Origin of the sequence: Pseudomonas sp. Xaverov 83 (assembly GCF_019352905.1) — a bacterium.
GTDB lineage: Bacteria > Pseudomonadota > Gammaproteobacteria > Pseudomonadales > Pseudomonadaceae > Aquipseudomonas > Aquipseudomonas yamanorum.
On sequence record NZ_JAAAFU010000072.1, the window covers coordinates 16,867 to 35,769 of the forward strand.

The following is an 18,903-nucleotide window of genomic DNA, read 5'->3' on the forward strand; positions in this document are numbered from 1 at the left end:
TTTTCAGCAAAAACCTTCCGGTTTCGTCGCGGTGGCACGTCTTATGACTGATATCAAACAAGTAGCATTCTCATTTGCACTAACTTCTGCTGAGTTCTCTACTCTGAAAGGGCATATCGATGTCTGTTGAACGACACAACAAAACCTCGCTGCAGCGGGCTTTGGACTTATTAAAGGGGCGTCCGCAACCCTTCACCGCCGCGGTGCTGAGCCTGTCCCTGGGCATGTCCGGTTCGCTGGCTGCCGCCGAGCTGAACATTCCGGCACAATCGCTTGAAGGCGCCTTGCGCGAGCTGGGGCAGCAATCAGGTCGGCAGATTCTCTACTCCCCTGATCTGGTTCAGGGCAAACGTGCCACGGCGCTGCACGGCGATCTGGATGTGTCATCGGCATTGCAGAAGCTACTCAGCGGCACCGGGATTTCCTACACGATTGAAGACAATACCGTGCTGCTCAGCGGTGCGGGCGAGACCGGTGCGTTGCAGCTGGGCGCAACGAAAATCGGCGCTGTAGCCATGAGTGAAACCACCGAGAACTCGGGCTCATATACCACCGGCGCCACCAGCACCGCGACCAAATTGCCGTTGACGTTACGTGAAACGCCGCAGTCGGTCACGGTGATCACCCGTCAACAAATGACGGATCAGGGGCTGGGCACTATTTCTGATGTGTTGCAGCAAACCCCCGGTGTGGCGGTCATGCATGATGACACCGAGCGTTACAACTTCTACTCCCGCGGCTTTGGCCTGAACAACTTTCAGTACGACGGCGTTCCGACCTCTGACTTCACCACCAACACCAATGGCCTGGGTGTGCGCGACATGGCCATCTATGACCGCGTGGAAGTGGTCCGCGGCGCGACCGGTCTGATGAGTGGAGTCGGCAGCCCGGCGGGTGTCGTCAACCTGGTGCGTAAACGTCCGACCAAGGACTTCCAGGGATATGTCTCCGGCAGCGGTGGAACCTGGGATCGCTACCGTACCGAGATGGATCTTTCTGGCCCGCTTTCGGAAAACGGTGCCTTGCGCGGCCGGGTGGTGGCTGCCTACGACGATGCCAATTCGTTCATCGACTATTACTCGTCGAAGAAAAACGTGTTCTACGCCATTGGCGAGGCCGACCTCAACGACAACACCATGGTCTACGGCGGGATCGACTATCAGAAGATCAACTCCAACGGTTCGAGCTTTGGCCAACTGCCGCTGTTCTATTCCGATGGCAACCGCACCGATTTTTCCCGTTCCAAGAACCCGGCGGCCAAATGGGCGTACGGTGACAGTGAGAGCACCAAGTACTTTGGGGGTGTCGAGCAGCGTTTCGACAATGATTGGATGCTGCGGGTTGAGGCCAGCCACTGGAAGGGTGACACCGAACAGATGCAGGGCAACCTTGTGGGCTGGGGGCCGTTTCCTGACCAGCAGACTCGACAGGCTCAGGTGTTCCGCAGCCACAAGACCTACACCATCAATACTGACTCCGTGGACGCGTACGCCACCGGGCCGTTCTCTCTGTTCGGACGTTCTCACGACCTCATGCTGGGGCTGAACGTCAGCAACCGTCGTTCCGAGTATTTTTCGGAAAACGCCGACCGGATCTACGTGGACTTCGACACCTGGGGCAATAACCCGGCGCGGCCGACGTCTTACTCCAGCTGGAGCACCCAGGACTACCACATCAAGGAGGTGGGTGGTTTCGCTGCGGCCCGGTTCAAGCCTACCGATGAACTCTCGGTGATCCTCGGCACTCGCGTCGTCAATTACAAACGCGAAGGCGAGTTGGGTTCCAACTCCAGCCCGGATAACCCGGACCGTGACGACGCGAAGAAAACCGGCAAGGTCATCCCCTACGCCGGCGTTGTCTACGACCTGACCGAACAGCACTCGGTCTATGTCAGCTACACAGACATCTTTGAACCGCAAAGCAACATCGACATGAGCGGTAAAGTCCTCGAACCGATGGCGGGCAAGAACTACGAGGCGGGTCTGAAATCCGAGTTCTACGGCGGAGCGCTCAATACCAGTATCGCGGTGTTCAAGACCAAGCAGGACAACTTCGCCCAATACGTCGGCAGCACCGAAGACGGCAGGGACGCTTACGAAGGCGTGACCAATACCACCAAGGGCTTTGAACTGCAGGCTTCCGGTGAAGTGTTGCCAGGTTGGCAAGTGCTCGCCGGTTATACCTACGCTCAGCCTCGTGATGAGCAGCACAAGCGCATCAGTCCCGAGCGCCCGGAACGTCAGTTCAAACTGGCCACCAGCTACAAGCTCGAGGGGCAGCTCAAGGACCTGACCGTGGGCGGTAACGTCACATGGCAGGGCCGGACGTACTTCGTCAATGAAGACTTGCCAGCCGAAGCCAAGGAAGGCAGCTACGCCGTGGTGGGCCTGCTGGCACGCTACGATATCGATAAACACCTGAGCGCATCGGTCAACCTCAACAACGTATTCGATCGCCAGTACTACAGCGGTTATGGCCTCTATAACAGCTACTTCAGCGGTGATCCACGCAATGTGATGGTGGGTCTCAAGTACCAGTTCTAAGCACCCACCAAAAAGCCCCCGCACCGACCCGTGCGGGGGCTTTTTTTTTGTGGGCTGGAAAGTCTCTGTCAGAGTGGGGGAACACACGGGCGGCAGCTTAATCAATGCCGCCCGTGTGCTGTAGGTCAACGCGTGTCGAGCAGCGACTGGCTCAGGGACTGGAGCAGCGACGGTGCACCGACAATGCCTTCGTGATCGCTGTCCAGGGTCATCGACAGCGCCAGGCATTGTTCGCCGAAGGCCTCCTTGAGTTGTGCCTCCAGGAGGCCGACCAGCTGTGGCGATTTATCCCGGCCAGCCCACCAGCAATGCAGTGCAGCCTTCAGTGGGCGGTACTCGAAGTCGTGCGCGAGTTCTCCCAGTTTCACGCTGACGTGCTCCCCCAGCCTCAGTTCGCGCTCGCCCAACAGCAGGCTCGCTAACTGTTCGGGATCGTCCTTCAATTGCCGCTTGGCCCATTCCATGAACAACGCTTCACGTTCTCCGGCCGGCAACTGTTGATGCCAGCGCTCAGCCGAGTCCGCGTGCTGCGGCGACAAACGTTTGAACAGCTCCAGGGCGTTGCGCTCCAGGGGCGGTGTTTCCAGTGCTTCAACCGCCTGCCAGAACGGACGCACGGCCGCCGGCGGTGGCGCATCAATCAAGCCCAGGAAGTCGACCTTCTCACCTTCGGCTTCCAGGCGATGGGCGACCTCCATGGCAAGATTGCCCCCCAGCGACCAACCGGCGAGGGCATAGGGTCCATGGGGTTGCACTTCGCGAACGTTGCGCACATACAACTCGATCAGGTGTGCCCAGGTGGTGTTGCTCCAGGCGCCATCGACAAAGGCCTCGCAGAGAATGCCGTATACCGCCGTCTGTTCACCCAGTGCCGCCGCCAGTGGCTGGTAGCTATGAACCATGCCGAAGATCGGATGGAAACAGAACAGCGGTGGCTGTGGGCCCTGATGCTGATTGAGGCGCACCGCCAGTTGCCTGGACGGTTTTTGCAGGTTCTGGCACAGCGCGTCAAGGGTAGGGTGGCTCATGAAATCGTGCAGGCTCAGACGGCTGCCGCAGGTCTGGTTGATCAGGCTTACCGCTTGCAGTACCAGCAGCGAGTGGCCGCCCAGTTCGAAGAAGTTGTCGTGCAAGCCAACCTGGTCGATCTTGAGCACGGTCTGCCAGATCAACGCCATTTGCTGTTGCAAGGCGGTCTGTGGGGTTGCCAGTGGCGCAGACGAGACAGCGGTTTGTGCGGGCGGCAAGGCTTTGCGATCAAGTTTTCCGTTGGGGGTCAGGGGCAGCCTGGCGAGGATCACCAACTGGCCCGGCGTCATGTACGCCGGCAAGTGTGCCTTGAGGTGCGCACGCAGGACGTCGTGCAAGGCGCCATCGCCGGCAGCGCTTGCGGACTCGGTTGGCACCACGTAGCCCACCAGTTGTTTACCGGTCGCAGCATCGACGGCGATGACCACCGCTTCGCGAACCCCTTCGCAGCGTTGCAGGCACGTCTCGATTTCGCCCGGTTCGACACGGAATCCTCGAATCTTGACCTGATGATCACTGCGTCCCACATACTCGATGTTACCGTCGGCGCGATGGCGCACCAGGTCGCCGGTACGGTAGAGGCGTTCGCCCGCACTGCTGAACGGGTCAGGCACGAAGCGCTCGGCGGTCATGGCCGCACGCTGATGGTAGGCTCGCGCCTGCCCGGTGGCGCCGCCAATGTACAGTTCGCCGACCGTGCCGATGGCGGCGGCGCATAAGTCCTTGTCCATCCCGTACATCCTGCGGCCGGGTAGGGCGCGACCGATGGGAATGCCATGCTCGGACAGGCTGTCCAGGTCCAGGTTGGAACACTCCAGCGTGCTCGACACCACCGTTGCTTCGGTGGGGCCATAGGTGTTGAGCAGCCGTACAGCGCCAAGGCCGGCAGCTTGCCAGTGTCGTAAACCTTCCACCGACATGGCTTCGCCACCGACGTGAATTTGTCGCAGTTGGCCATAGTTGCGTGGTCCGGCTGCCGCACAGTCCAGCGCGAACAGGTGCCAGTAGGCTGAAGGCAGGTCGGCGACGCTGATGCCATGCCGCAGGATCTGTTCGTAGAAGGTGGCTGTGTCCCATACGCTGTTGCCTCGCAGGACAACGCGGGCGCCTCGGCACAGCGGTGGATAAAACTGCTCGATGAACCCGTCAAAACTGAAGGTCGCGAACTGCAGCACGCGGTCCTCGGCGCTCAGTTGTGAGTAGTCGCCGGCAATGGCACAGAATTCGGCCATTGCTCCGTGGCTAATCGCGACCCCTTTGGGCTGGCCGGTGGAGCCAGAGGTGTAGATGAGGTAGGCAAGGTTCTGCGGCGCGACGCTGTGCACCAGATTCTCGGCACTGTAGGTGTCCAGATCATCGGTCAGGTTTGACGTACGCACCGTCGCCGGAATGCTCATGCGTTGCAGCAACGGGTCTTCGATCAGCAGCAGTTGCAGGCCGCTGTCGGCGAGCATATAGCTAAGCCTGTCTGGCGGGTAAGTCGGGTCCAGCGGTACGTAACCGGCCCCGGACTTGAGAATCGCCAGCAAGCCCACGGCCATGTCCAGCGATCGCTCAACCGCGAGGCCCACCAGCCGGTCAGGTCCGGCCCCCAGTGCACGCAGTTTGCCGGCAAGCTGGTTGGCGCGAGCGTTGAGGGCGCCGTAGGTGAGGTGCTGGTCGTCAAGGACGATGGCTATCGCCCCGGGAGTTTTCTCGGCCTGGGCTTCAATCAATTGATGGGCGCAGGTCGTCATCGAATAATCGACGGTGCCACCCTGGGCCTGGCTGATCAGAGTCTGATGCTGCTCATGGGGCAGGGCGTGCAGTTGCCCCAGTGGTTGGTTCGGGTCGGCGAGCATGCGCAGTAACAGCGTGTCCAGATGCTCGGCAATGTGGGTGATGGTCTGCGGATCGAAATCGGCGCAGCTGTATTCGAAACTCAGCGACAGCCGCTCACCCAGGGAGACTGCAAGGGTCAACGGATAACTGGTCTGTTCGAAGTCCCTGACCTCGCCAAACACCAGCGCCTCTGGCGCGGCTTGCTGCAAGGCTTCGGCCACGGGGAAGTTTTCGAATACCAGGATAGTGTCGAACAAGGCCTGTGCGCCGAGCGGCGACCAGCGCTGGATTTCGTGCAGCGGCGTATGTTCGTGCTCGCGCAGGTTCAGGTTGTGTGCCTGGACCTCGGCCAGCCATGCAGCCACGCTCTGGTTCGGTTGCGGGCTGGCGACGATCGGCAAGGTATTGATGAAAAGCCCCAGCAGGTTTTCCACACCGGGCAGGTCTGTTGGGCGACCCGCTACCGTTGCGCCAAACGCTACTGTGTCCTGGCCGCTGTAGCGGGCCAGCAGAACCAGCCATGCCGCTTGAATGATGCTGTTGAGTGTCACCTTCTGTTCCCGGGCGAACAGCTCCAGGGCCTGCGTCCTGGTGGCATCGAGGCGGTGCAGGTGCGCGGCGTGAGTCCGCGACCGGGTCACATCCTGGTGCTTGCGGCCAAAGGCAGCGGCCACTCGGGTCGGTTCGTTCAGGTCACGCAACTGGTGCGTCCAGAAAGCCTGGCTGGCAGCGTGATCCTGACGTTGCAGCCAGCCGATATAATCCTTGAAGCGTCCGTTCAGCGGCTCCAGCGGTTGCCGGGCATAGCTTTGCAGAACCTCGCCGATCAATTGCGAGTTGCTCCAGCCATCCATCAGGATGTGGTGACTGGTGTAGATCAAGTGGCAGGTGTTGTCCTCCAGGTGCACCAGGGTCAGGCGCAGCAGCGGCGCCTGCTGCAGGTCGAAGCCTTGTTCGCGATCAGCACGGGCCAGGGCTTGCAATGCGCTCTGGGATATAGCGCGGTTACGCCAGTCCAGTTGGCTCACCGACAGACTCACGTGTTTGTGAACCACCTGCAACGGTTGCGCCAAGCCATCTTTCCAGAGAAACCCGCTACGCAGGATATCGTGGCGCTCGACCACTGTTTGCCAGGCGTGAATGAACCTTTCAGCGTCCAATCCTTGGATGTCCACGGCCAACTGATTGACATAAGTGTCGTCCTGGCCCTCGTACACCGAATGGAACAGCATGCCCTGCTGCATCGGGGACAGGGGATAGACGTCGTCGAGCTGTCGGGCGTCCAGGGCCAAGGCGTCCAGTTGGACCTGGGACAAGGACGCCAACGGGAAGTCTGAAGGTGTGACGGCGCCGTTCTGCGGCTCCAGGCAATGGCGAACCAGGCTGTGCAATTCCTCACGATAGTGGTCAGCCAGTTGCTGGATCTGGGCTTCCTCGAACATCTCCCGGCTGAACGTCCAGTTCAGTTGCAATTCACCGCCGTACACCTGCCCGTTGATGCTCAACCAGTTATCCAGAGGGGCGCTGGGGTCTTGGTTGTCGCCGCTGTCTTCGGCAGCCGGGCTGAACAGGGCGTGTTCGTCAAAGCTCTGGTCAAACTGCCCGAGGTAGTTGAAGGTGATTCGCGGGCTGGCCAGGGCACGCAGCTTCTGCTGAGTGCTGTCGTCGCCAAGGTAACGCAGTGCGCCATAGCCCAGGCCTTTGTCGGGCAGGTGGCGTAGTTGTTCCTTGATGGTTTTGATGGAGTCGGACAAACGCTGAGCCGGCGTGAGCTTGACCGGGAAAACGCTGGTAAACCAGCCGACGGTGCGGGTCAGGTCAAGGCCTTCGAACAGGTCCTCGCGGCCGTGGCCTTCGAGCTGGATCAGCGCCGAAGGATGTCCGGTCCAGTGACAGATCACTCGCGCAAGTGCGGTCAGCAGCAGGTCGTTGACCTGGGTTCGATAGGCGGCCGGCGCTTCTTGCAGCAATTGACGGGTCAGCTGCGGGTCGAGTCGTGTGCTGACGAAATGCCCATTGCTGCCGGCCATGTCGGCATCACGCCGGGCGCCTGGCAACTCGTCCGAGGCGTCCTGCAGCAACGTTTGCCAGTACTGCATCTGCTGATGCAGGGCGGTGCCACGGGCATAACCTTGCAAGTGTTCTGCCCAGGCCTTGAAGGCGCTGGTCTTGCCCGGCATGTTCGGAGCCTGGCCTTGCTGCAGGGCGGCGTAAAGAGTTTGCAGATCTTCCAGCAGGATCCGCCAGGACACGCCATCGACCACCAGGTGATGGACCACCAATAACAAGCGCTGGCTGCCGTCAGCGAGATTCACCAGAAGCGCCCGCAGCAGCGGACCGTGTTGCAGGTCCAGGCTGCGTTGGGCTTCATCGCATTGCGCGAGCAGGGCTTCGGCATTCTCAGCTTCGCGCTGCCAGAGCAGGGGTGTTTCGCGGTGGGGGCGGTGAGTGGCCTGCCATGTGCCGTCGTTGCATTCGAAACCCAGGCGCAGCGCATCGTGATGGTCCACTAGATGGGCCAGGGCCGTGGTCAATGCGGTCACGTCCACCGGCAATGCAGGCTTGAGCAGGATCGACTGGTTCCAGTGCTGGCGCTCGGGCACCGGTTCGGCAAAGAAAACCTGTTGGATCGGAGTCAGGGGCGAAGCCCCGGTGACTGGGCCTTGCTCCAGAGTCCGGGTATCAACGGCCTGTGCGACGCTGGACAGGCCGTGAATGGTCTGGTGTTGGAATACGTCCTTGGGTGTCAGGCGGATTCCGGCCTGGCGGGCACGGCTGACCACCTGGATGGAGATGATCGAGTCACCGCCCAGCTCGAAGAAGTTGTCGGTGAGACCCACTTGCTTGACCTTGAGCACCTCTTCCCAGATTTGCGCCAGGCGCTGCTGGGTGTCTGTCTGCGGTGCCACATAGGCGTGTTGCGTCACACTGAAGTCTGGCGCAGGCAGGGCTTTGCGATCGAGCTTTCCGTTGGGCGTCAGCGGCAATCGTGACAGCAGCACCAAGTGCTTGGGCAGCATATAGTCCGGCAAGCTGGTCTTGAGACGGTCCTTGATATCGGCCCGCAGCAACTCCTGATCCTTGGTGGGCGCCACGCTGAGTTTCACATCCAGTGGCAGGATATAGCCTACCAGTTGCTTGCCGGTGGGCCCGTCCATTGCCACTACCACGGCTTCGCCGACGGCGGGGTGGTCTTGCAGGCGTGCTTCGATCTCACCGAGCTCGATACGGTAGCCGCGGATCTTCACCTGGTGGTCAACCCGGCCCAAGTACTCGGTGACACCGTCCGGACGCAGGCGTACCAGGTCGCCGGAGCGGTACAGGCGGCCGCCGCGGCTGAACGGGTCGGCGACGAAACGCTCGGCGGTGGTGTCCGGGCGCTGGTAGTAACCCCGGGCCAGGCCTTCGCCCCCCAGGTAAAGCTCGCCGGCACTGCCCAGGGGCACCGGGTTCAGATCGGCATCCAGCACGTAGGCTGTGCGTGCGCCGACGATCTTGCCGATGGGCGCGTAGGCGGCCTGGCAGCTTTCATCGCGGCTGGCCTTCCAGATCAACGGCGTGACTACGGTTTCGGTAGGTCCATAGCCGTTGATGATGAACTGCGGTTGCAACACGCGCTTGACCAGTTCGAAACTGGCGTTGGGCACTGCGTCGCCACCAAAACAATAGATGCGCACCGGAGGCGGTACCGGGAACTGTTCGGCGTACTCCGCCAGCTGTTGCAGGTAAACCGGCGGGAACGCGACGACGCTGACGTGGTGCTGGTGCAGGGCGGCATAGGTCTGCTCCACCGACCACAGGCTGTTGTCGCGGATCAGCAGGCGGCCGCCGTGGGTCAGGGTGGTCAACCAGCGCTCGTGGGCACCGTCGAAGGCGAACGACATGAAGTGCAGCTCGCAGTCTTCGGCCGTCATCTCATACAACTGACCAATCGCCTGGCAGTGCATGGTCAGCGGGCCGTGGGCGACACACACTGCTTTGGGACGCCCGGTTGAACCGGAGGTGTAGATCATGTACGCCAGGTTCTCGGGTCGGACCCGGCATGGCAGGTTGCGGTCACTCAAGGCTTGTAGCCAGCCGCTGTCCTGGTCGAGCAGCACACAGTTGACGCCTGGCGGAATCGGCAGCACCTCAAGCAGCCGGCTTTGGGTAAGCAGCAGGGTGATCGCGCTGTCTTCGATCATGAAGGCCAGGCGTTCGCGAGGGTATTCCGGATCCATCGGCACGTAGGCGCCACCGGCCTTGAGAATCGCCAGCAAGCCGATGACCATATCCAGCGAACGCTCAAGGGCAATGCCCACCAATACCTCGGGCTTGACCCCCAGCTCCACCAGTTTGTGCGCCAGGCGATTGGCCCGGCGATTGAGTTCGCCAAAACTCAGGGTGTGCTCGCCAAACAGCAGTGCCACGGCGTCCGGGGTACGGGCGGCCTGGGCTTCGAAGGTTTGATGAACGCATTCAAGGTGGCCGCCGTGGTAGTGGCTGCGGTTGAAGTCCTGCAGCAGCACCTGCTTCTCTGCGGCGCTGAGCAACGGCAATTCACCGATGGGGCGGGCGGGGTCACGGCACACAGCCTGCAGCACGTTCAGCCAGTGGCCGGTGATCCGTTCGACGGTTGCCCGATCGAACAGGTCGGTGGCGTAACTCAGGGTGGCGCTCAGGCCCTGCTCGTTTTCGATGGTGTTGAGGGTCAATTCATATTGGGCAGTGCGGCGTTCCCAGCTCAGGTTCTTGACCTTCAGGCCCGCAATCGCCGGAGCAACGCCGGCGTCTTCGTATTGGTGGTTGAGCATCACCTGGAACAGCGGGCTGTGGCTCAGGCTGCGTTCCGGTTGCAGGGCTTCCACCAGTTGCTCGAATGGCAGGTCCTGATGAGCCTGGGCGCCAAGGGCCGTGTCCTTGACGTGCGCCAGTAAATCACTGAAGCGCGTCTGGCTGTTCATCTCTGCCTGAAGCACTTGGGTGTTGACGAAGAAGCCGATCAGGCGTTCTGCTTCAGCGCGGGTACGGTTGGCCACCGGTACCCCGACGCGAATCTGCGCCTGGCCACTGTAGCGGTGCAGCAGCGCTTGAAACGAGGCGAGCAGCACCATGAACAGCGTGCAATTGTGCTGCGCTGCCAGTTGTTTGAGCTGCCTGGCCAGTGCTGGTTCGACGAGGATTTCGCAGTCGGCACCTGCCTGGCTTTGCACCGCCGAGCGCGGGCGGTCTGCGGGTAATTGCAGTACCGGTTGCTCGGTGCCCAGTTGGTCTTTCCAGTAGCCGAGTTGACGTTCTTGTTCGCCGGCCTCCATCCATTGGCGCTGCCACGCGGCGTAATCGGCGTATTGAACCGAGAGAGCCGGCAGGTTGGCCTCGGTTCCATTCACATGGGCCTGATAGAGGGCGATCAGTTCTTCGATCATGATTGGCACCGACCAACCGTCCGAGACGATGTGGTGCATGGCGACCACCAGCACGTGGTCGTCGTCGGCAAGCTTCAGCAGGCTGACCCGCACCAGGGGCCCTTGTTCCAGGTCGAAGGGTTGGCTCGCCAGGCGCTCGACAAAAGCCTGGATATGCTCCGCGTGCCCGGCAGCGGGTAACGCGGTGGCGTTTTCCACGCTCAAGGTGAACCTTGCGGCAGGATGGATCACTTGCACGGCTTGGGCCTGATCCTGTCGGAAGGTGGTACGCAGGCTTTCGTGACGGGCAATCAATGCCTCGAAACTGCATCGCAGTGCCTCAACGTCCAGCACGCCCTCCAGTTGCAAGGCCGCCGGAATATTGAAGGCGGTGTTGTGAGGATCCAGTTGCCAGAAAAACCACAGGCGCTGTTGCGCATAGGACAACACCGCCGGTTCTTCGCCATTGCGCTTGAAGATCGGCGCGACGTTGTACAGGTTGATGCCCTGGCGCTTGAGCAATGTCGCCAGCGCTTTGCGTTCTTTGGACGAAAGCGAACCGACGGACGCTAGTAACTCTTGCACGCGAAAATTCCTTATTGAGCAATCAGGTCTTCAATATCGTCGCTGGACAGGCTCTTGAGCAGCGCCAGGGTCCGGGCGAGTTCGTCCTGCAGTGGGTTGGCGGCCGACTTCAGGGCCAGTACCTTTTCGGCGAGGTCCAGCAAGTGGTCCGCGCTGAACAGCTCGCGAACGGGTAACTCCACCCCCAACTGCTCGCGCACCCGCACCACCACCTGAGTAGCCAGCAGCGAGTGACCGCCCAGCTCGAAGAAGTTGTCATGCAGGCCGACGCGCTCGACTTTCAGCACTTCCTGCCAGATGCCGGCAAGTTGGCTTTGCAGTGGCGTCGCCGGGGCCACGTAGTCGCTGTGTGCCTGGGCGGGGTCTGGCGCAGGCAGGGCCTTGCGGTCGAGTTTGCCGTTGGGGGTCAGGGGCAACCGGGGTAGTAGTACCCAGAAGGTCGGTTGCATATAGTCCGGCAGGCTGGCCTTGAGTTGGGCGCGAACCTCGCCCAGGCGCGCTTTCTGGGTGTCGAGGTCGGCGCCGGCGAGCGTTGGATCGGTGGGTACCAGGTACGCCGCCAACTGCTTGCCGTGGGCACCGTTGAGTGTCACCACCAGCACTTCGCGCACCTCGGCGCACTGCAGCAAACGCGCTTCGATCTCACCCAGTTCGATACGGAAACCGCGAATCTTGACCTGATGGTCGGCGCGGCCGATGTACTCGATAACGCCGTCTGCACGGAAGTGCACCAGGTCCCCGGTGCGATACAGGCGAGCCCCCGGTTGATCGCCCAAGGCATCCACCACAAACCGTTCGGCGGTCAGTGCCGGGCGATCGTGGTAGGCACGAGCCAGCAACGGACCACCGATGTACAACTCACCGACGACTCCGGCCGGCACGGGCTCAAGGTTGCCGTCCAGCACGTACATGCAGCGCCCGCCCAGCGGTTTGCCAATAGGCATCAGCGCCGGCAACGCCCGCGTCCCTGCGACGTACTCGGCACATTCCAGGAAGCTTGCGGTGACGGTGGTTTCGGTCGGCCCGTAGGTGTTGAGCAGGCGCACCTGCTGCAGCCCGGCCTGGGCCCACAGTTTCACGCCCTCTGGGGGCATGGCCTCGCCGGTGGCGCTGACCTGGCGCAGGCGTCCATAGTCACGGGGGCCCTTGCGGGCAAATTCCTGGGCGATCAGGAACCAGTAGGCTGTACTCAGATCGGCCACAGTCATGCCGTTGTCGATCACTTCGCGGTAGAAACTTTCGCTGTCCCAGACCTCGTTGCCGCGAATGATCACCCCGGCACCGACACACAGCGCGGGAAACAGTTGTTCAATGAACCCGTCGAAGTTCAACGATGAGAAAAGCAGCACACGGTCTTGCGAGGTCAACTGGAAGTAGCCGATGGCGACGTCCGTGTGGCCGGCCAGCGCCTCGTGGCTGATGTCCACGCCCTTGGGCTGGCCGGTGGAACCCGATGTATAGATGACGTACGCCAGGTTCAGCGGTGCCACGCGGGCGGGTGGATTGTCATTGCTGAAGGCGGCGAGGGCAGGGTCATCCAGCCTTAGGTCCAGCACGTTGATGTGGGCCGGGATACTCAAACGTTCGTGCAGGGCCGGCTGGGTCAACAGCAGGCTGATACCGCTGTCCTGCATCATGTAGCTCAGTCGGTCTGCAGGATACTCCGGGTCCAGGGGGACATAGGCACCGCCCGCCTTGAGAATCCCCAGCAGGCCAATGACCATTTCCATCGAGCGCTCGAAGGCCACGCCGACTCGCACGTCCGGGCCCACGCCTTCGGCGATCAACCGATGGGCCAGGCGATTGGCCTGTTGGTTCAGTTGGGCAAAGCTCAGGCGCTTGCTACCGAGCAGCAATGCCACGGCATCCGGTGTCAGGGCGGCTTGCGCTTCTATGCGCACCTGCACAGAGGGGGCGCCGAGAGTCAGGTGGGGCGGGTTCCAGTCCACCAGCATCTGCTTGCGCTGAGCGCTATCCAGCAGGGCGAGATCGCCAATGGCCTGTTCTGGCTGCTGACAGATGGCCAGGATCAGGTTTTGCCAATGCAGCGCCATGCGCTCGATAGTGGCTGCGTCGAATAGCTCGGCGTTGTACTCGAGGCTGGCGTAATAACCGTCGCGGCGGCTGCCGGCGTCGATCGACAAGTCAAACTTGGCCAGTGGCAGGTCGCTGTCGATAAACTCCAACGCCAGGTCACCCAGTTGTAACGCCTCGGCGGTGTAGTCCTCGACCCGCCAGTTGAACAGTGTCTGGAAAATCGGCGCATGCTCGGCGCTGCGTTCGAAGGACAGATGGTCCAGCAGCACTTCAAACGGAATATCGGCATGCTGCAAGGCCGCCTGGGATTCCTTGCGCAAGCGGCGTAGCAACTCCTGTGCGCTCATGCGCGACTCCAGGCGCACCCGGTAAACCTGGGTGCTGACGAAACAGCCAACAAGCCCCTGGGTTTCTTCCAGATGGCGGGTGGCGTTGGGTACACCGACACAGAAATCTGTCTGGCCACTGTAACGGCTGAGCAAGATCTGCCAGGCGGCCAATAATAGTACGAACGGCGTAATGCCTTCCCGGGAGCACAGTGCGTCGATCCCTTGTTTAAGCGTTTGGGGCAGGTCGATATGGGCGTAGGCAGCAGGTTGCCCCGTGGTCTTCAGGCGGGGTTGGTCGGTGGGTAATTCCAGGACGGGGAAGTCATCCCCCAGGTAGGTTTTCCAGTAGGCGATGCCGCTTTCCAGGTCCAGCCCGCCGGTTTGGCCGTCGCGCTGCCATTGGGCGTAATCAGCGTATTGCACCGCCAGTGGGGGTAAGGCTGTCAGATCGCTGGTGCCGGTGCCGATACGGTAAGCCTCGCTCAGGTCCTGCACCAGGATCGCGTTGGACCACGCATCGGAAACGATATGGTGCAGGGTAATCAGCAGCGCATGTTCCTGATCCCCCAGTTGCAGCAGGCGCGCCCGGAGCAAGGGTGCCTGGCTGAGATCGAAGGGCAGAGTGGTCTCGGCCTGAATCTGCTGCTCCAGCAAGGCCTGGCGTTCGGCCGCCGAGCAGGCTCGCAGGTCCTGATAGTCGAGGCATAGCTGTGCCTCGGGATCCACTTGCTGGAACGCTTGGCCATTGATTTCGATGAAACGACTACGTAACACCGCGTGGCGCTCAATCACTTGCGACAGGGCGCTTTCCAGGGCCTGGACATGCAGTTGGCCCTTGAGCAGGAATGCCCGTGGCAGGTTATAGGCGCTACTCTGGGGATCGTATTGCTGTTCGATCCACAAACGTTGTTGCGCGTAGGACAGTGGCGCCGGCTCTGTTGTATTGCGAGGGCGGATGCGTGCGGTGTCGGTGGACTCATCGCCCAGCAGCAGGGCCAGCAGTTCGTCGTCTTGAATATCGTGAATGGCAGTCATTGCGTGTCTCGGGCGTTGAGTCAGGGTCGAGTGTTGGCGTTTGGGTCAGGCCAGGCTGCTGGCCTGAATCACCTTGCCCAGTTCCAGGCGCACCAGTTGGTCGGCGACATCGAAGTAACGGTCGTCATGGCTGATAACGATGATGGTTTTGCCCAGGCGCTTGAGGTCCGGCAAAAGCTCGGTATAGAAAATCCGTCGGAAGGTCGGATCCTGGTCTGCAGCCCATTCATCGAACACCAGCACCGGGCGCTCTTCGAGCCAGGCGTTGAGCAAGGCCAGACGCTTGCGCTGGCCAGTGGACAGGTCTGTGGTGGTGAACGCGCCGTCGCGGACGCTGACCTTATGAGCGATTTCCAGGCGCTCCAGGTACTGATCGATATCGGCGGGCAGTTGTTGCCCGTGCTGGCCCTGGACCAGTTCGTCAAACAGGTAGTAGTCGGAGAAGATCGTCGTGAACAGTTGGCGATAGTCGTCGCGGCTGTGTGCATCCACGGCCTTGCCGTTGAGCACGATCTGGCCTTCCTGCGGGGTGTACAGGCCCAGCAGCAACTTGATCATGGTGGTCTTGCCGCATCCGTTCTCGCCGACGATGAACAGGATTTCCCCTTGCTCGATGCTCAGGTTCAGCGGGCCCAGCTTGAACGGTTCGAAGCCTTCCACCGCCGGGAACGCGTAACTGACGTTGCGCAGTTCCAGGCTCTGGACGCTCTGCCTGGCCTGCGGCTGGTCATTGATCAGCAGGTGGGGTTCCGGCGATGAAAACTGTTCCGAGAGCTCGGCAATCCGCCGGAACGCGATCTGCGCGCGACTGATAATGGGCAGTGTGCCGATCAGGTGTTCCAGCGGCCCCTTCATGTAGAGCAGCACCAGCACAAAGCCGCTCATGACCTTCTGGTCGACGCTGGGCCAGAAGGATTGCAGGGCCAGTGCCAGGCCGATGACCACAAAAAACAGCATCGAGCCAAGGGTCTTGGCGATCACGAAGATATTGATCGAGCGGATGTGCGTGTCACGGATTTTGTTGGCGGTGCCTTCGATGCGGTGGCTGAACATGCGCGAGCGACGGGGGCGATGGATGCGCAGTTCCTTGGCGCCTGCACTCAGGGCGTTGTAATGCTTTTGCAGTTCGTCTTCAGATTCCCGGGCGGCAAAAAAGCCCTTGATACCGAGTTGCCGGGCGAGGTACTGCACGGCGCTGCCGAGGATAATTGCCACAGTGGTCAGCAGGAACATCTCCCAGGACAGCATGGCCAGGTAGCCCAGGCAGCCGAGGGTCACCGTGAACGAAATCGCCAGCGGGGCGAAGTCGAAGGCAAAGTCGCTGATGGTATTGACGTCGTGGGTCAGTACCGGGATCAGCCGATGTGCACGGTAACGCTCGATCTGCTCGACCGGGGCGCACAAGACTTTGGCCCCCAGGTCTTTGCGCAGGCGGGCGATCACGTGTTGGCCAACGTAGTTGGTGCCAATGTCGGAGATGATCGAGCTGACCAGACCCAGTACGCAGAAACCGGCGAAGGCCAGGACCATGCTGGAATTCAACCCGCCTTCGGTATGCAAGGTGGTATTGATCGTGGCCAACAGCGCGGTAACGCACAAGCCACCCAGGATGCCCAGGGCAATGGAGATGCTCAGTGTGACCCAGTAGGGCCTGAGCAGGCTGAGCACTTCGCGGATGGCGCTGCGGGGTTTGGCAGTCATGTGAAACATTCCTCGGCGTCGGGGGTTTTGCAGTGGCCCGTGGGGGGCGAACCTTTATGGAACGAAGGGAAAGGGCCCGAATTTAGCGGCGGGCGATCGATGAGCTGGGGGGAGGGAAGGTCGCCGCCTGTACGTCGACGACCTGGAGTGGTTACAGCTCCCGGACGACCCGGAAGCCCAGCCAGTTCTGGCGGTCGTTGGGGATGGTGTGGTTGCGGTTGCCGGAGCGTGAGAACACTGGAGCACTGCTCCAGTCGTTGCCGCGAATCTGGTGGACTTCGCAGTCACCGGTCATCCATGCGCTGCCGTCGGCGGGCGCGCCGTTGTAGCTGTCGTTGAAGCAGTCCTGGGTCCATTCCCATACGTTGCCGTGCATGTCGTACAGGCCGAAGGCATTGGCCGGGAAACTGCCGGCGGGCGAGGTGTAGGTGAAGCCATCGGCCGGGCCGTAGGTGTTGGCGTGCTTGGCAATGCTGTACTGGCCTTCGGCGTCGAAGGGAAACGGGAACGGGCCGGTACTGCCGGCGCGGGCGCCGTACTCGCGCTCTGCTTCCGATTGCAGGCGGTAGTGCTTGCCGGTCTTTTTCGACAGCCAGGCAACATACTGCTGCACGTCATCCCAGCCCATGCACACTGCAGGTTGCCGTGCGCTTTGTGGGTAGCCGGGCTTGCCGGCCTTGCAATCGGAGCCGTCGTTGGCGTCACCATCGGGAGTGCGGTTGCCGGACTGGCGCACATAGGTTTCCCACTCGCTGGCCAGAATCTGGAACCTGCCCATGGCCAAGGGCCTGGCGAAGGTTACCGTGTGCAGTGGGCCTTCGTCCGGCTCCCGGCCGACCTCGCCTTCCGGAGTGCCCATGGTGAAGCTGCCGGCTGGCAGCACGACCATTTCCGGGCAGTCTTTGCAGTCCTTGAAAGTACTCCCTGGTGCTGGTGGGCTGGCAGCCTGCGCAGCCAGTGGCAACAGGCAGCTCAAAATGGCGGCGGGCAAGTAGACGCGAAGTGTGGGCATGGGCTCTTTCCGATAGCGACAAGTGCTATTGAAACGAGAGTGCCAAGGTAAAATTTAGCGCAGCAGGCGGGTTGATGCGCGAGCTGCTGCGCCGTAGGCCGGGCTCTGGACCTATGCCGTCCTTCGATTGAACGGCGCCTCGGCCAGCAGTCGTGCGACACGTTGCAACTGTGCGCTGTCATTGAGCAGGCCTGGCGCTGTGCGCACCAATGGGCCGACATCGCGATCCGTGGCGTCGGCGATCACTTTGTTGGCCTTGAGGTAGTGCGCGACGGTTTCCGGTGCCACGTCCTTGACCCTGAAAAAGGTGAATCCGGCTGACAGCTCGGTGCTTGCCGGTGTCACCAGTTGCACCCCGCGAACTTGCTGCAGATGCTCCTTGAACTCGCTGTTGAGCTGATGGATGCGCGTGGCGACCCGATCCTTGCCCAATTGCAGGTGGAATTCGAACGCCTTGCGCAACGCCCACTGATGCTCGAAGGCATGGTATCCGCCGGGTGTCATGGTGGTGCCGAAGTCTTCGCTGGCCGAGAAGCTTTCAAAGGTCGGGATCAGGCCCTGCACCTGCGGGTTGCGCGAGCAGATGATGCCGGTGCCGCGAGGGCCGAATATCCACTTGTGGGTGCCGGCCATGAAGTAGTCGCAATTAAGGTCGGCAAAGTTGACGTTCTCCACGCCAAAGCCATGGACACCGTCGACGCAGAAGATAATCCGGTCTTTTTCGCCGCGCGAGCGGTTGCGCTCATCCACCAGTTTGCCGATCTCGGCAATGGGCATTTTTATCCCGCTGCCCGAGTGCACCCAGGTCATGGCCAGCACTCGGGTCTTGGCGCTGATATTGCGCGAGAGCGTGTCCAGCACTTCGTCGGCGGTGACGGTGTGCGGGTCCTTGAACAGGCGGATGGTCTTGATTCGGGTGCCGTCCCGTTCGGCGCGAAAACTCAGGGCGCCCTTGGTGGCGTAGTGTTCGTGCTCGCTGGTCAGTACCTCCTGGCCAGGGTGGATCACCAGGCCGTTGTAGATCAGGCCGATGCCCTCGGTGGTGCTGCCGGTCAACGCGATCTGAGGTGTCTGGACTCCCAGATAGCGCGCCGCCCAGGCCCGGGAGTCATCTTCGTGGCGCCAGATGTTGAGGTAGTCCATCTCTTCGGCGGGGTTGCGGTCGATGCGGTCCCGGTGGGCGGCGATATCATCGCGCACCATACGAGGGTGCGAAGTGATCAGGAAGCCGGCGAGGTGAGTCCAATCGGTATCGATGTTGAACTGACCCCGTACCTGCTGCCAGTCGTCCGGGGTTGCCGGGCGAGTGCTACCGGTTATGGCGGCGGCCCCGTCCGTTCTGGCAGTTGCCGAGACGCAGCCCTGCAATTGCAGTCCGGCGGCCAGCAGGCCGGCTTTCTTGAGGAAACTTCTTCGATCGTCCACGG

The 18,903-nt window shown here is 61.5% G+C and carries 6 protein-coding genes; 1 reads left to right on the forward strand and 5 read right to left on the reverse strand.

Translation table 11 applies throughout. The annotated features are described in order from the left end of the window. Positions 1-119 precede the first annotated feature (119 nt). Positions 120-2,543 carry a TonB-dependent siderophore receptor gene (locus K0H47_RS20290; RefSeq protein ID WP_063028508.1) on the forward strand — a complete coding sequence of 808 codons (2,424 nt, stop codon included), beginning with the start codon at positions 120-122 and terminating at the stop codon, positions 2,541-2,543. Positions 2,544-2,668: 125 nt separating this feature from the next. On the opposite strand, the gene K0H47_RS20295 is transcribed toward K0H47_RS20290, so the two are convergent. The 5 genes from K0H47_RS20295 to K0H47_RS20315 all read right to left on the reverse strand — a co-directional run bounded on the left by K0H47_RS20295 (position 2,669) and on the right by K0H47_RS20315 (position 18,901). Further along, complete coding sequence (locus K0H47_RS20295) at positions 2,669-11,362, reverse strand: non-ribosomal peptide synthetase (RefSeq protein WP_219273519.1); 8,694 nt, start codon at positions 11,360-11,362, stop codon at positions 2,669-2,671. 11 nt (positions 11,363-11,373) lie between these two features. Next, positions 11,374-14,763 carry a non-ribosomal peptide synthetase gene (locus K0H47_RS20300; protein ID WP_219273520.1) on the reverse strand — a complete coding sequence of 1,130 codons (3,390 nt, stop codon included), beginning with the start codon at positions 14,761-14,763 and terminating at the stop codon, positions 11,374-11,376. Positions 14,764-14,808: 45 nt separating this feature from the next. Beyond that, the gene (locus K0H47_RS20305; protein ID WP_017476876.1) at positions 14,809-16,464 is read right to left on the reverse strand and encodes a cyclic peptide export ABC transporter; all 1,656 of its coding nucleotides are present in this window, start codon (positions 16,462-16,464) and stop codon (positions 14,809-14,811) included. A gap of 151 nt (positions 16,465-16,615) precedes the next feature. Continuing rightward, positions 16,616-17,476 carry a formylglycine-generating enzyme family protein gene (locus K0H47_RS20310; protein ID WP_093207880.1) on the reverse strand — a complete coding sequence of 287 codons (861 nt, stop codon included), beginning with the start codon at positions 17,474-17,476 and terminating at the stop codon, positions 16,616-16,618. A gap of 111 nt (positions 17,477-17,587) precedes the next feature. Further along, the gene (locus K0H47_RS20315; protein ID WP_063028516.1) at positions 17,588-18,901 is read right to left on the reverse strand and encodes an aminotransferase class V-fold PLP-dependent enzyme; all 1,314 of its coding nucleotides are present in this window, start codon (positions 18,899-18,901) and stop codon (positions 17,588-17,590) included. Between the last annotated feature and the right edge of the window lie 2 nt (positions 18,902-18,903).